This is a genomic window from Larkinella terrae (assembly GCF_009668025.1).
In the GTDB taxonomy this organism is placed as follows: domain Bacteria; phylum Bacteroidota; class Bacteroidia; order Cytophagales; family Spirosomataceae; genus Larkinella; species Larkinella terrae.
The window spans coordinates 1,131,956-1,145,869 of sequence record NZ_WJXZ01000014.1 but is presented as its reverse complement, the minus strand read 5'-3'; the positions used below and the strand labels follow the sequence as shown (position 1 = coordinate 1,145,869).

Below are 13,914 nucleotides of genomic sequence, written 5' to 3'. Positions count from 1 at the left end.
CGAATGAAATCGGAAGAACTAAAAAGTCTGCAGGCACCGCTGAAGGATCAATACCGGGAACAACCCGACTCTGCCCTGATCACGCTGAAAGCCGAAGGTCACCTGGGCGCGGGAATCTCCTGCAAAGTCGACACCGGTCGGGCGCTGGTGGAAGCCGGTTTGCACCCGGCGACGGGTGGCAGCGGTTTGCAGGTTTGCTCGGGCGATATGCTGCTGGAAGCCCTGGTGGCCTGCGCCGGCGTAACCTTAGGGGCCGTCGCAACGGCAATCGGCGTCGAGTTAAAAGACGGTAAAATACGGGCCGAAGGGGATCTGGATTTCCGCGGAACGCTGGGTGTTTCAAAGGACGCACCGGTTGGCTTTAAAAATATCCGCCTTTTCTTCGTGCTGGATACCGATGCCACGGAGGAGCAGCTTCAGTCCCTGGCCAAACTGACCGAACGGTACTGTGTCGTTTATCAGACATTGACCCGCGGTGTCTCTGTAAAAACTTCCTTTGATCGGCAATAACGAACACCACCGTGAACAGAACTTCATTTCAATGGCTTAGATGTGGGCCGTGAAATGAAAAGGGCCCGTCGTCTGGCGGGCCTTTTCTATTCCAGGTCTTCCTGAACATCGACGCCGAGGTAAATTTCACGCATCGGGTGCCGGAGTTCCTCCAGCCATACCATAGATATGGCCATTTATAAATTCATACTTGAGTCCGATTCCTCAATCAGCGCAAGGTATTCTTCAACGGTGTAGCGAATTTTTCCGGCAATTGGCTCCATGAGGTAGTCGGTTCTGAAGCGAGTAAGTTACAGAAAAGGCGTCAATAAGCCGCCCGTTTCACCAGATCGACCAGCGTTTCGATCCAGATCGGGCTGTCGTTCAGGCTTTCGACCAGTTGCCAGTGTTCTCCGCCGTTTTTCTCGAAGAGCTCCTTGTATTCAACGCCGACTTCAATGATCGTTTCCAGACAATCGGCCACGAAAGCCGGGGAAAAAGCCAGCACCCGTTTGGCCCCTTTTTGAACCAGTTGCGGAATGACTTCGTCGGTATACGGTTTTATCCAGGGATTTTTGCCCAGCCGCGACTGGAAGGAAGTCGTGTATTTTCCCTCCGGAATGCCCAGTTCCCGCACCAGCCGCCGGGTCGTATCGAAACACTGCGCACGGTAACAATACTGATTCATCGCGTGGAGCGAATTGCAGCAATCGCCGAATTTGCACACCTCGCCGGTTACATCGCCTTTCAGAATCTGGCGTTCGGGCAAACCGTGGTAGCTGAACAGAAAATGATCGTACTCCTGCTGTTCCATGTATTTACGGCCCAGCTGAACAAATCCTTCGATAAATTTCGGGTGATCGGAAAACCGGTTGGTGAAGGAAATCCGCGGAATGACCTGCCATTTGCCCACAATTTCCATCACTTTTTCGTACACCGAACCCGTGCTGGCCGACGCATATTGCGGAAAAAACGGAATCACAATGATTTCCGTCAAACCGAGCTGCTGAAACGCCATAAGACCCGCTTCGATGCTCGGATTCTGGTACCGCATGGCCAGCTTGACCACATAATCCTCGCCCAGAGCAGTCTGCAGCTCGCGCTCCACAACCTCGCCGTAATACTTTAATGGTGAACCGTTTACTGTCCAGACATCCTTGTAAACCTTCGCCGATTTGGGCGCCCGGAAAGGCGCGATAATCCCGTTCACCAGAAACGTGCGGGAAACCACCGGAATGTCGATCACCCGACCATCCATCAGAAATTCGCGCAGGTATTTTCGAACATCCGGCACCGACGGACTGTCGGGCGTGCCCAGGTTAACAATCAGAACACCGGTTTTGCCGGGTTGTTTCGCTGCGAGGATGGTGGTTTGCAAAACGGGTATCTCCATACCAAATACGGCTCAAATTAGAAACTGAAATAACACTTCAAAATTACAACCTTATCCGTATCAACTCAATCAATATGTTTTATTTTTACATCGAAATTATTTATAAATATTTAGGATGGTTAAAAATGGTTGGATGGTTTAAACGGTTGAGAAAGCTCACTCTGCTTTAACCATTTAACCATCCAACCATTTTTAACCATCCAAACCATCCAACCATTCTTAACCATCCAACCATTCAAATCATTCATTAATGACTCTTTCCCAGTTAGAATATATTGTTGCCGTTGATACCCATCGCCATTTTGCCACTGCCGCCGATCATTGCCACGTTACGCAACCGACCTTAAGCATGCAAATCCAGAAGCTGGAAGATGAGTTGGGCGTGTTGCTATTCGATCGGTCGAAACAGCCGGTGGTTCCCACCGAAACCGGGCAACTGATTCTGAGTCAGGCCCGGGATGTGCTGCGAACCGCCCGACGGATTCCGGAAATTGTCAAAGAATCGAAAGAAGATTTCAGCGGAGAACTGCGGCTCGGTATCATTCCGACGCTGGCTCCGTATCTGCTGCCGTATTTCATCGGTCAGTTTATCGACCGGTATCCGGGCGTCACCGTGCAGATCCAGGAAATGATGACGGAACAGGTGTTGGAACGATTGAAAAACGGGCTGATCGACGTCGGCATTGTCGTCACTCCGCTAGACGAAAACGGCCTGCTGGAAATCCCGTTGTTCTACGAACCGTTCGTCGTTTATGCCGCCGATTCCCACCCGCTATTTCAAAAAACCACTATCTCGGCTACAGACCTGAAAACGGACGGTTTGTGGCTATTAACGGAAGGGCATTGCTTTCGTAATCAAGTGGTTAGCCTGTGCGGAACGGACAAGCGGCAGAACGGTAGTCAGCCGCTCCGTTACGAAACCGGTTCGCTCGAAACGTTGATCAAACTGATTGATAAACAGGACGGTTTTACGCTCCTCCCCCAGCTTGCAACGGTTGATATGGACAACATCCGGAAGGCCCGCACCCGGCCTTTCGAGGCTCCACAGCCGGTGCGGGAAGTCAGTCTGGTGATGCACCGCAGTTTTCTGAAGCGGAAACTGATCGATGCCCTCAAACAGGAAATTGTTACTCATTTGCCCGCCGAGCTGACCACAAAGAAAAAAAATACGGTTATCGGTATTTAACGCCGTCCGAAACGACGCCGGTTGCCATTCCGGAAATCGCTGCGGGGATGCTCGCTGCGGTTATCCGAGAGAGCGGTTTTGGCTTGAGGCCGGTTTGTCGGAGCCGGAGCATCCGCTACAGCCGGTGCCGATCCCATCGGATACGGATGGTTATCGATTACCGGGATGGTTCTGGAAATCAACTTGTTGATATCGCGCAAATAATCTTTTTCCTCCGCATCGCAGAACGAAAAGGCCACACCGTTGTTTCCGGCCCGGCCCGTCCGGCCAATCCGGTGAACGTAGGTTTCGGGAATGTTCGGCAATTCGTAGTTGATCACGTGCGAAAGTTCCTCGACATCGATCCCCCGCGCGGCAATGTCCGTTGCCACCAGGACCCGCGTCTGGCGGTTTTTGAAATTGGTCAGCGCGCGCTGGCGGGCATTCTGCGATTTATTGCCGTGAATGGCTTCCGCCTGAATTCCGGCTTTGGCAAGGTCCTTGGCGACTTTATCCGCCCCGTGTTTCGTCCGGGCAAATACCAGCGCCGAGCCAATCGTCGGATCGTTCAGCAGGTGAATCAGCAGTCGTTTCTTGTTCGCCTTATCCACGAAATAGACGGATTGCTGCACGGTTTCCGCCGTCGATGAAACCGGCGTTACTTCCACTTTAACCGGTTTTCGCAGGATCGAATCGGCCAGTTTGGCCACGTCCGGCGGCATGGTTGCCGAGAAAAACAGCGACTGACGTTGCGAAGGCAATTTGGCAATGACCTTTTTAACGTCGTGGATGAAACCCATATCCAGCATCCGGTCGGCTTCGTCCAGCACGAACAGCTCGATGGTTCGCAGGTCGATAAACCGCTGGTTCATCAGATCGAGGAGCCGCCCCGGCGTGGCAATCAGAATGTCTACTCCGGCTTTCAGGGCCTGCGTTTGCGCGTGTTGCGAAACCCCGCCGAAAATAACCGTATGACGGAGATTCAAAAACCGTCCGTAAGCCGCAAAGCTCTCGCCGATCTGAATCGCCAGCTCACGCGTCGGCGTCATAATCAGGGCTTTAATCGGTTTCGGGCCTCGATCCGACAGTTTTTGTTCACTCAGAATCTGGAGAATGGGAATGGCAAAGGCAGCGGTTTTTCCCGTACCGGTCTGGGCGCAGCCCAGCAAATCGTGGCGGTCTAATAAAACGGGAATGGCTTGTTCCTGAATGGGTGTGGGAGTGGTATAACCTTCGGCGCTCAACGCCTTTAAAATGGGCTCAATGAGCGGTAATTTCGTAAATGACATGTGGTAAAGTTAGGTACTGTTATCTGTACAACCCGTTCAGGACAAATAAAGTGCCATTACACCATCAACAACCGCCAGACGCCGGAAATCAGCAGCAGGATCAGGCCGACCGGCGTCAGGACCTTCCAGCAGAGAAACATCATCTGATCGACACGGACGCGGGGGAATGTCCAGCGCACCCACATTTGCAGCAGCACCGCCAGCATGGCTTTTGAAAACAGCCAGAACACGCCGGTAATGTTGCCCCAGACCGTACCGGGCAAACCGCTCGTCCAGTCGGCCAGCCGAACGGGGCCGATATTTGGCAGGGGCGTGTTCCAGCTTCCGAGAAACAAAATCGCGCCCAGGAACGAAACGAGCAGCATCATGGCATATTCCGAAAGCATCAGAAGCGCAAACCGCATGCCGCTGTATTCGGTGTTATAACCACCCACCAGTTCGGATTCGCCTTCGGGCAAGTCGAACGGTGCGCGGTTGCTTTCGGCCAGGGTTGTGATGAAAAAAATGATATAGGCAATCAGCAGAAACGGGTTTCGCAGGATATTCCAGCTGAAAAAACCGCCCCAGTTGGTCACGTCGACACCCAGCGCTTTCAGACCAAACAGGTAATTGGTTTCTTCCGCATAAATGCCCTGCTGAAAACTGATGTCCTGCAAATTCAACGTCTGGCAAATCATGACTGCGCAGAGAATCGTCAGCCCGAGCGGTATTTCGTAGGAAACAATCTGGGCCACCGAGCGCATCGCCCCGAACAGCGAATACTTGTTGTTGGAACCCCATCCCGCCATCAGAATCCCGATCACATCGACGGACACAATCGCCATCAGGTAAAACACGCCCACATCGGCGGTAGCGCCCTGTAAATCAGGCGTCAGCGGTAACACGGCGTAACCGGCAAAAACCGACGCAAAAATCACCATCGGCGCCAGCAGAAACAGCTTACGATCAGCGGCTTTGGGCACAATGTCTTCTTTTTGCAGCAGTTTCAGCAAATCCGCAATCAGTTGCAGCAAGCCAAATTTCCCGACTTCCATCGGTCCCAGCCGGTCCTGAATAAACGCCGAAACCTTGCGTTCGAGGTAGACGCCAACCACCACAAAACCAACTGAGATGCCTAAAAATATCGGAAGTGCAAGCATATACGTACCCACGAACGGCAGTCCGTGTTTGAGTCCTAACCCTGGAAATTGCTGGGATTTTCAGCCAGATACCGGAATAATTTTCAAATATAGGGATGCCGGGTCTAAATTACGGACTAAAGTCCGCCGGTACGACAAACATTTCCGGCAAACACGCGGTTGCGTACCCAAATCACCCATCGTATGTCTGAATTGATCCAGGAGCCCGTCGCCCTGTTCTGGTACCGCCGGGATTTGCGCCTGCACGACAATGCGGGACTCTACCACGCCCTGCGCAGTGGTTTTCCGGTTTTGCCCGTTTTCATTTTTGACCAGACCATTCTCGACGCGCTCGACGACAAACAGGATCGCCGACTCGCGTTCATTCATCAGACAATTCTGGAGATGCAGCAGGAGTTTCGGGAAATCGGAACGACCTTGCTCGTGCGTTACGGAAAACCGCTGGAAGTTTACAGGGAACTACTCAATGAGTTTGCTGTTCAGGCGGTTTACACAAATTACGACTACGAAGTATACGCCAAAAACCGGGACAAAACCATCGCGGATTTGCTGTACGAAAAAGGCGCCGAATTTTATACGTACAAAGACCAAACCATCTTCGACCGCGACGAGATTCTGACCGGCAGCGGTTCGCCGTATACGGTTTTTACGCCCTACAGCCGCAACTGGCACAACAAACTGAACGATTTTTACCTCAAATCCTATCCGACTCAAAAGTACTTTTCAAACTTCCTGAAAACCGCTGACCAACCCATTCCGAAGCTGGAAGAATTGGGTTTCAAACCTCTAAAAGAAACCTTTCCTGCAAAAACCGTACGCGCTCAACTCCTCCAGCAGTACAAAGAAACCCGTGATTTTCCGGCCATCAAAGGAACCAGTGAGTTGAGCATTCACCTCCGATTCGGCACCGTCAGTATCCGCGAACTGGCCCGCAAGGCCCGGGAGCACAATTTTACTTTTCTGAACGAACTCGTCTGGCGGGATTTCTACTTTCAGGTCCTCGATCATTTTCCGCACGTCGAAACCAGCTCATTTCGACCCGCCTATGACAACATCAGCTGGCGCAACAATGAAGACGAATTTCAACGCTGGTGCGAAGGCAAAACCGGTTATCCGATTGTGGATGCCGGGATGCGGCAACTCAACGAAATTGGCTGGATGCACAACCGCGTCCGGATGATTACGGCCAGTTTTCTGTGTAAACACCTCCTGATCGACTGGCGCTGGGGCGAAGCGTATTTTGCTAAAAAATTGCGCGACTACGATCTGTCGGCCAACAACGGCGGCTGGCAATGGGCGGCCGGTTCGGGCACCGACGCTGCGCCGTATTTCCGGGTTTTCAATCCAAGCCTGCAGGCCCAGAAATTCGACCCCAAAGGCGAGTACATCCGGCGGTGGGTGCCGGAGTTCAATTCGCTAGACTACGTCGAACCAATGGTCGAACATACAATGGCACGAAACCGGGCGATAGAAATTTACAAAAAAGGGCTCGCCGATTCAAAATAGGCCCGAAAATAGTATTAATAAAATTGTAACTTGGATGATTACAACTTTATCATACGTTTTGGTGTCTATACGAATACAATCTGTTGCCGTGCATGCGTGATCGATACTTTTACTGTTTTGCTTTCTTATTCCTAAGCCTTCAACAACTTATTGCCCAGCGGGTTACCTTAAGCGGAACGGTTATGCGGGCCGACACAGCGCTGCCCGTCGTGGGTGCGAGTATGTTCGTAGTGGAATCCGGCGCAGGTTTAACTACCGACGAACAGGGCCGGTTTTCTTTTTCGCTGCGCCCTGGCTCCTACCACATTCAGTTGTCGGCGGTTGGTTTTAAGTCCGAGCGGCCCTTCATTGTCGTCAACGCCAACCGCACGGCGGTTTTCAAACTGATTTCCCAAACTTTTGAACTGGATGAAGTGCAGGTTCGCGACCGGCGCGCGGATCAGAATGTGAAGGACGTTCGGATGAGCCAGATTCAACTGGATGTCCGGCAACTCAAAAAAATGCCGGCGGTCCTGGGCGAACCGGATATTCTGAAAGCGCTGACGCTTCAGGCGGGTGTTTCGACGGCGGGTGAAGGCGCGGGCGGTTTTAACGTACGCGGGGGCCGTACCGACCAGAATCTGGTCTTGCTCGATGGCGCGCCCATGTACAACACCTCGCATTTGCTCGGTTTTTACACGAACATCAGTTCGGACGTCGTACAGGATGTCAACTTGTACAAGGGCAGTTTTTCGTCACAATACGGCGGACGGATTTCGTCCCTGCTCCTCGTTAATACCAAAGCGGGCAACAGCGAACGCTGGCGGTTGTCGGGCGGGGTTAGTCCCGTCAGCGGGCGGGTGGTGGTCGATGGTCCGATTGCGAAAGGGCTGACACTGATGGCGGCCGGGCGGCTGGCCTACCCAAACTGGATTCTCAAATCGTTTCCGGAACGGAGCGCAGCCAAACAAAGCCGGGCGTTTTTTTACGACGGAAATCTCAGGCTTACCTATTCGCCCAACGCGATCAATACGTTCTCACTGTCGGCCTATCGGAGCGGAGACAGCTTCAAATTTCCGGGCGACACCACTTACGGCTGGCAATCGAACGTGGTTTCGGGTCGCTGGAGCAGCCTGCTGCGCCGAAACTTACAACTGAATGTCAACGCCTTATACAGCGGTTATCAATACCACGTCGATGGCGAAACCGAAGGCTACACGTTTCGTCTGACTTCGTACATTCAGCACCGGGAAGTGAAAGCCGATCTGTTTTACACGCTGTTTGAGAAACACAAATTACAGATTGGGGCCAATGGAATTTTGTATAAAATCCAGAAGGGCGATCAGCAGCCAACGGGCGCTAATTCGAGCATCAACCCGAAACGACTGGAACCCGAGAATGCCCGCGAACTGGGCGTCTATGGCAATACGGAGTGGATTCTGACACCCGGGATCACGCTGCAGGCCGGGTTGCGGTATTCGGCCTATGCGCAGCTCGGTCCGCAGACGGTTTATCGCTACGCCGGACAAGTACCCCGCTCGCCCGAAACCGTGGTCGATTCGACGGTTTTTGCCGACGGAAAAACCATTCAGACCTACGGCGGTTTGGAACCCCGGCTGAGCTTGCGTTTGCAGGTAACTCCGAGCATGTCGCTAAAACTGAACTACAGCCGAAACCGCCAGTACATTCATTTGATCTCCAACACCACTGCCATCACGCCCTCCGATTTCTGGAAAGTCAGCGATTCGTTTGTCCCCGCCCAGGTGGCCGATCAGATTGCCGTCGGCGTATTTAAAAATCTGAATGACAACGCCATAGAAATCGCTCTGGAAGGCTATTACAAAAATATCGATAACCTTGTCGAGTACCGCTATGGCGCTACTTTGCTTTTGAACGAACGATTGGAAACCGATTTGCTGCGGGCACACGGCAAGGCGTATGGCGTGGAGTTGAGCCTGGCTAAAAACAAAGGGAAATTAACGGGGCAGTTCAATTATTCGTATGCCCGCTCGCTCGTGGCCGTGCAGACGGCGTACAGCGAGTTGCAGGTCAATCAGGGCGCGTATTATCCGTCGAATTTCGATAAACCGCACAACCTGAATATCCAGACCCGCTTAGCGATGCGGTACAACTGGACATTTACGACCAACTTTGTCTACAGCACCGGCGTTCCGGCCACGTACCCTGACGGTCAGTACGTTTTTGCCAACCAGCCGACGCTGAATTATTCCAAACGCAACGCCGACCGGGTGCAGGATTACCACCGGCTCGATATTGCATTTTCGAAAGATACCCGGCTGAGCAACCGGCAAACCCGGTACAGTATCTGGACCATCGGCATTTACAACGTTTACGCCCGCAAAAATCCGTATTCGGTGTATTTCAACCGGGCCAATTCACGATCGGAAGCCTATCGACTGGCGGTTTTCGGAACCGTCATTCCGTCGATTACGTATAATTTTAATTTTTGATGAAACGACTTATTTTATTCTGGATGATCGTTGGTGTCGCGTCGGCCTGCATCGACCGGGTTTCGCTGCCCATCCGCAACGAAGCGCCCCGGCTGGTGGTCGATGGGCTGATCACGAACGAAAAACCGCCCTACAGCGTCCGGCTTTCGTATTCTGGTAGCTTTTCATTCGATCAGGAAACTCCTCAGGATCAAAAAATTACGAATGCGACGGTTACACTGAAAGACGATGTGGGGCATTCAACGTCCCTGGCGCATAATATTTTCAATCCGGGCTATTACCAGACAACGGATTCGTCCTTCGTTGGTCAACCCGGCCGTTCCTACACCCTGACAATCCGGCTGGCCGACGGAAAAACCTACGTTTCGGCACCCGAAAAAATGCCCGCTGTTCCGCCCATCGACAGCGTATATGCCAAGTTTACGGCTACCGAAAGCGTCACCCTCCCCTACCAGTATTACTTTTACCTCGACGCGACCGACCCGGCAACCCAACAGAATTACTACCGCTGGACGGCCTACACCTACACCGCCCGACGTTCGACCGGTATTCCGTGTTGTCTGGGATGCCCGGGAAAATGCTACGACCGGTGCTGGTTGCAGTATTTCAGTCAGGATATCAATATTTTATCGGACAATGGCGTGAACGGAAACCGGTTGCGGCAACGGCAGGTGATGCGCTCGCCCATTTACACGCCCGGCCCGACGCTGATTGAGGTGCAGCAATACAGTATGACACCCACGGCTTATCAATTCTGGAAACTTTTCAAGGAGCAGCAATCCCGCACCGGCACCATTTTCGATCCGCTTCCGGCGTCAGTCATCGGTAACATTTCCAATTCCAGCGACAGCAAAGATCAGGCTCTGGGCTATTTTGGCGCATCGGCGGTGGTTCGCAAGCGGTTTCGGGAACGGGGCGACGATACGTACGGCACCGCCATTTATGGCTTCATCAGTACGGTTCTTGTGCCGGAAGGCGATTGCCGATGGACCTACGGTTTGATGACCCCCGTTGTTGAACCCCCGGGCTGGTTGTAGTTAAAGTACTTTCCAGTCGACAACCCAGCCACGACCGCCCGGTTTTAGCTGATCGGCTTTCGGGAGCGGAACGCCCGCCAGACCAGTCTGCGTATTCAGGCAGATGAGATTCAGTTTATAGGGCTGTTTTTCCGAAGGCGAAACGATTTTGGTCGAACGCAGAAAAAGCTGACCGGTCTGACGGTCCACATCGTCGACGACGGCGTAGAGCACATCGTTTTTGCCTAGTTTCTGGTCGCCAATCTGCACTTCGGAAGTGAGTTTGAATTGCCAGGTCTGGCCCACCGCCAGCTTGCCCGGTTTTACCAGTTCGGCCTGTACTTCGCCTTTGAACAAAACCGCATTCGTTGCCTTCAACTGCGACAAGGCGCCAAGCAGGCTATCGACGGAAGCGGTTTCGTACCGCAATTCCATGCTTTCTTTCGGGGCAATCGCCAGCCCGACCGGTTCCGGTTCGTCAATCGGAATGAGGCCCCGCGCCTGCGCTTCCGCCCGCTCCCGTTCGTACAAATTCCCCGCCGACGCCATCAGGTTGCTCGTCAGGTATTGGCCCGGAAACTGAAAAAACTCCTTGACAGCCACGATTTTATAGAGATAATCGCTCGTTTCCTGATTCATTGAAAGGAAATAATAATTCGACTCCCGCTGTTTTTTCATGTGCGACTGCATCCGGCCGATTCCGCCGTTGTAGGCAGCCGCCACCATCGTCCAGGAACCCAGGTTCCGGTACAGAATCCGCAGGTAACGACAGGCCGCGTCGGTTGATTTGAGCAAATCTTTGCGCTCGTCCACTTTGTCATTGAACTTCAATCCCAGTTCATCGGCGGTTTCGGGCATGAGCTGCCAGTAGCCCATCGCTCCTTTTCGCGAAACCGCATCGGCTTTCAACCCGCTTTCGACCACGGCCAGGTACTTAAAATCGTCGGGAATCCGGTATTTTTTCAGAATCGGTTCAATCACCGGGAAATATTGTGCAATGGCCCGGCGACGGAAATTGATGAGGTGGTTTTGCGACGAAATGTTCCGCATGAGCGCCATCGACAGGTTGTGGGCCACGGCCCCGCTTTCCACCGGAACCGGTTCTCCGCAGAAGTTTACCCCCGCCGGTTTAGGTACTGAAACCGCCCGAGCCGGTCCTTTTCGCGCATGTCGCTGGGCAGAAACCGTCGTTACAACGGCAAGGCAGAGGAGATTAATCAGAGTTACTAAAAAGAAGATTCTTCGTTGATGCACGCCTATCCACTTGGTTGTCAACATAAAAAACGCTCATCGGCGGTTTTGTGTTCACTTTAGACGTGTTTTTTAGGGAAAGGTTACGCTTAGCTTGCTGGACACCCATTTTAAATTTAGTCCCAACTTTACCGCGTTTGCGGGTTTATTTCCGTGCAATCCAACCCTTCACCGCACGCTCCTGACAGCTTTTGCCAACAGAAAAACCGCCTGTTCGAGTTCTTCGGCGTTCATGGAGGCAAAGCCCAGCCGAACGTGCGGGCTGCTGACTTTCTGATGGGAATAATTCTCTCCGCTGTCCACGCGCAACCCGAATCCTTCGGCCCGCTCCGCAACGGCCTTGCTTGTCACCCCGCCCGTGTAGGTCGCCCAGACGCTCATTCCGCCATCGGGAACTTCAAATTGGATTTCGTTCGGCAACTGCCCGTGCAGCAACTGACAAAATACGTCCCTTCGCTCGTGGTAAATCTTGTTCGCTTTCCGCAGGTGCCGGTTGATGTCGCCATTTTTGAGCAAATTAGCCATCGCTTCTTCCAGCAGACTTTCGCCCTGCCGATCGATCAGCCGACGTAACTGGGTAGCCTGATCGATCAGGTTTTCGGGAGCCACCATAAAACCGATCCGAATGGCGGGGGCAATGGTTTTGCAAAACGACCCGACGTAAATCACCGTCCCCGACCGGTCGGCACTGGCCAGCGGCAAAACCGGGCTGGAGGCATAATGAAAATCGTAGTCATAATCATCTTCCAGAATCGCAAAACCGTACTGCTCCGAAAGCGCGAGCAATTGCATCCGGCGCTCCGGACTCAGCGTCACCGTGGTGGGATGGTGATGATGCGGCACGACGTACACCAGCCGAACTTTTTTCCGCCGACAAACCGCTTCGACCGCATCCAGATCCAGCCCGCGCGCATCGACCAGCACACAATGAAGACGAGCACCGGCTTGTTCAAAAACGTCGTTGGCACCAAAAAAACCGGGGTCGCCCACCACAACGGCATCGCCCGGTGAAATCAACAGTTGGGCAATCAGGTACATCGCCATTTGCGAACCTTTGGTAATCAGAACATTACTGGCTGTTACCTGCAACCCGCGGGTTTCGTTCAGAAAACGGGCCAGCTCGATGCGGAGGTTTTCGGAACCCTGCGCGGGACCGTAGCTCAGGAATTTCTGGGTGAACTGAAAATTGGCAAACCGGCGGTATTCGCGAATGAGTAAATCCGTGGGTGCCAGTCGCGTATCCGGAAAACCGTCATTAAAAACCCGAACCGCCGGTTTGGTTGAGGTGGCGAAGCGCGCGGGAGTTGCTTGTTTTTTGGGAACGTGGAAGAAGGTCTGTTTCGGATACGAACCCGCAGGCTGGTTGACCAGGATCGGGTGGGACTTTATGTCCGGCAGGTTCGACACCACAAACATGCCTTTGCGGGGCCGGGTCTCGACCCAGCTTTGAGCGACCAGTTCATCGTAGGCAGCCCGTACCGTTTTCCGCTGAATCTGAAGCTGTTCCGCCAGTTCCCGGCTTCCGGGCAACCGCGCGCCGGGCCGGATGTTGCCCTGCTGAATCTGGAAGATCATCGCATTGGCAATCTGTAAATAAACCGGCACATTCAGGTTCCGGTCAATTGCCATCGAAAACGGCGGTGTAAGCATTTTGTTGGGCTACCTGAATTAACATTTCTGGGCTACAAACATAGCCCATTGAAGCGGTATTTTTGCTACCTCACTACTGCGTAATCGATTTGAAAATGCAAAAGCGAATTCGTGTCAAAGAAGTAAATCCGGCGGCTTATCGGGCCATGCTGGCGATTGATCAATACGTCCAACAAACCGATCTGAGTCAGACAGTAAAAGATCTGATCAAAATTCGGAGTTCTCAGATTAACCGCTGTGCGTACTGCATCGATCTGCACACCAGAGAAGCCCGCCAGCACGGCGAAACCGAACAACGGATTTATGCGCTTACTGCCTGGCGGGATACGCCCTTTTTTACGGATGCCGAACGGGCGGTTTTAGCGCTTACGGAAGCCGTTACCCGGATTGCCAGTCAAACCGTTCCGGACGAAGTTTATAATGAAGTGGCGCTTCATTTCGGCGACAGTCAGATTGCGGATCTTATCCTGGCAATCAGCGTTATCAATTCCTGGAACCGCATCGGGGTCTGTACGCTGATGTCACCGGCTTGACCGGGGAAAAAGTCATTTGCCTCCGCTTCTTCA

At 52.9% G+C, this 13,914-nt stretch carries 11 protein-coding genes; 6 read left to right on the top strand and 5 right to left on the bottom strand.

What is annotated here, in order from left to right:
* Nucleotides 1–3 precede the first annotated feature (3 nt).
* Entirely contained in the window at nt 4–510 is a 507-nt protein-coding gene (locus tag GJJ30_RS26390) for an OsmC family protein (RefSeq protein ID WP_154178157.1), read from the top strand.
* A gap of 304 nt (nt 511–814) precedes the next feature.
* Here GJJ30_RS26390 and hemH read toward each other — a convergent pair whose 3' ends face one another.
* Entirely contained in the window at nt 815–1,882 is a 1,068-nt protein-coding gene (gene hemH / locus GJJ30_RS26385; RefSeq protein ID WP_154178156.1) for a ferrochelatase, read from the bottom strand.
* A gap of 250 nt (nt 1,883–2,132) precedes the next feature.
* Between hemH and GJJ30_RS26380 the strand changes: the two genes are divergently transcribed.
* Complete coding sequence (locus GJJ30_RS26380; RefSeq protein WP_154178155.1) at nt 2,133–3,068, top strand: hydrogen peroxide-inducible genes activator; 936 nt, start codon at nt 2,133–2,135, stop codon at nt 3,066–3,068.
* On the opposite strand, the gene GJJ30_RS26375 is transcribed toward GJJ30_RS26380, so the two are convergent.
* Both GJJ30_RS26375 and GJJ30_RS26370 read right to left on the bottom strand, forming a co-directional pair.
* Nucleotides 3,065–4,336, bottom strand: coding sequence for a DEAD/DEAH box helicase (locus GJJ30_RS26375; RefSeq protein WP_154178154.1), 1,272 nt, complete (start codon nt 4,334–4,336; stop codon nt 3,065–3,067). The two genes, GJJ30_RS26380 and GJJ30_RS26375, sit on opposite strands and share 4 nt — an antisense overlap.
* Before the next feature lie 56 nt (nt 4,337–4,392).
* A complete protein-coding gene (locus GJJ30_RS26370) occupies nt 4,393–5,475 on the bottom strand; it encodes a complex I subunit 1/NuoH family protein (RefSeq protein WP_154178153.1) in 1,083 nt (360 codons plus the stop codon).
* Between the two features lie 183 nt (nt 5,476–5,658).
* On the opposite strand from GJJ30_RS26370, the gene GJJ30_RS26365 reads away from it, so the two are divergent.
* The 3 genes from GJJ30_RS26365 to GJJ30_RS26355 all read left to right on the top strand — a co-directional run bounded on the left by GJJ30_RS26365 (nt 5,659) and on the right by GJJ30_RS26355 (nt 10,468).
* On the top strand, nt 5,659–6,981 hold the full coding sequence (locus GJJ30_RS26365) for a cryptochrome/photolyase family protein (RefSeq protein WP_154178152.1): 1,323 nt from the start codon (nt 5,659–5,661) through the stop codon (nt 6,979–6,981).
* 92 nt (nt 6,982–7,073) lie between these two features.
* Entirely contained in the window at nt 7,074–9,431 is a 2,358-nt protein-coding gene (locus GJJ30_RS26360; RefSeq protein ID WP_154178151.1) for a TonB-dependent receptor, read from the top strand.
* Nucleotides 9,431–10,468, top strand: coding sequence for a DUF4249 domain-containing protein (locus GJJ30_RS26355; protein WP_154178150.1), 1,038 nt, complete (start codon nt 9,431–9,433; stop codon nt 10,466–10,468). The genes GJJ30_RS26360 and GJJ30_RS26355 overlap by 1 nt, the downstream gene beginning before the upstream one ends.
* Here GJJ30_RS26355 and GJJ30_RS26350 read toward each other — a convergent pair whose 3' ends face one another.
* Together GJJ30_RS26350 and pdxR are read right to left on the bottom strand one after the other, a co-directional pair.
* A complete protein-coding gene (locus tag GJJ30_RS26350) occupies nt 10,469–11,701 on the bottom strand; it encodes a lytic transglycosylase domain-containing protein (protein WP_170299281.1) in 1,233 nt (410 codons plus the stop codon). It abuts the gene before it with no gap.
* Between the two features lie 165 nt (nt 11,702–11,866).
* Entirely contained in the window at nt 11,867–13,348 is a 1,482-nt protein-coding gene (gene pdxR, locus GJJ30_RS26345; RefSeq protein ID WP_154178148.1) for a MocR-like pyridoxine biosynthesis transcription factor PdxR, read from the bottom strand.
* 95 nt (nt 13,349–13,443) lie between these two features.
* Between pdxR and GJJ30_RS26340 the strand changes: the two genes are divergently transcribed.
* Nucleotides 13,444–13,881, top strand: coding sequence for a carboxymuconolactone decarboxylase family protein (locus GJJ30_RS26340; RefSeq protein WP_154178147.1), 438 nt, complete (start codon nt 13,444–13,446; stop codon nt 13,879–13,881).
* The last annotated feature ends 33 nt before the right edge of the window (nt 13,882–13,914 follow it).

What these genes read in the sequence shown, in the direction of transcription:
- GJJ30_RS26390 (WP_154178157.1), top strand. Translation starts at nt 4, where the DNA reads ATGAAATCGGAAGAACTAAAAAGTCTGCAGGCACCGCTGAAGGATCAA.
- hemH (WP_154178156.1), bottom strand. Translation starts at nt 1,882, where the DNA reads ATGGAGATACCCGTTTTGCAAACCACCATCCTCGCAGCGAAACAACCC.
- GJJ30_RS26380 (WP_154178155.1), top strand. Translation starts at nt 2,133, where the DNA reads ATGACTCTTTCCCAGTTAGAATATATTGTTGCCGTTGATACCCATCGC.
- GJJ30_RS26375 (WP_154178154.1), bottom strand. Translation starts at nt 4,336, where the DNA reads ATGTCATTTACGAAATTACCGCTCATTGAGCCCATTTTAAAGGCGTTG.
- GJJ30_RS26370 (WP_154178153.1), bottom strand. Translation starts at nt 5,475, where the DNA reads ATGCTTGCACTTCCGATATTTTTAGGCATCTCAGTTGGTTTTGTGGTG.
- GJJ30_RS26365 (WP_154178152.1), top strand. Translation starts at nt 5,659, where the DNA reads ATGTCTGAATTGATCCAGGAGCCCGTCGCCCTGTTCTGGTACCGCCGG.
- GJJ30_RS26360 (WP_154178151.1), top strand. Translation starts at nt 7,074, where the DNA reads ATGCGTGATCGATACTTTTACTGTTTTGCTTTCTTATTCCTAAGCCTT.
- GJJ30_RS26355 (WP_154178150.1), top strand. Translation starts at nt 9,431, where the DNA reads ATGAAACGACTTATTTTATTCTGGATGATCGTTGGTGTCGCGTCGGCC.
- pdxR (WP_154178148.1), bottom strand. Translation starts at nt 13,348, where the DNA reads ATGCTTACACCGCCGTTTTCGATGGCAATTGACCGGAACCTGAATGTG.
- GJJ30_RS26340 (WP_154178147.1), top strand. Translation starts at nt 13,444, where the DNA reads ATGCAAAAGCGAATTCGTGTCAAAGAAGTAAATCCGGCGGCTTATCGG.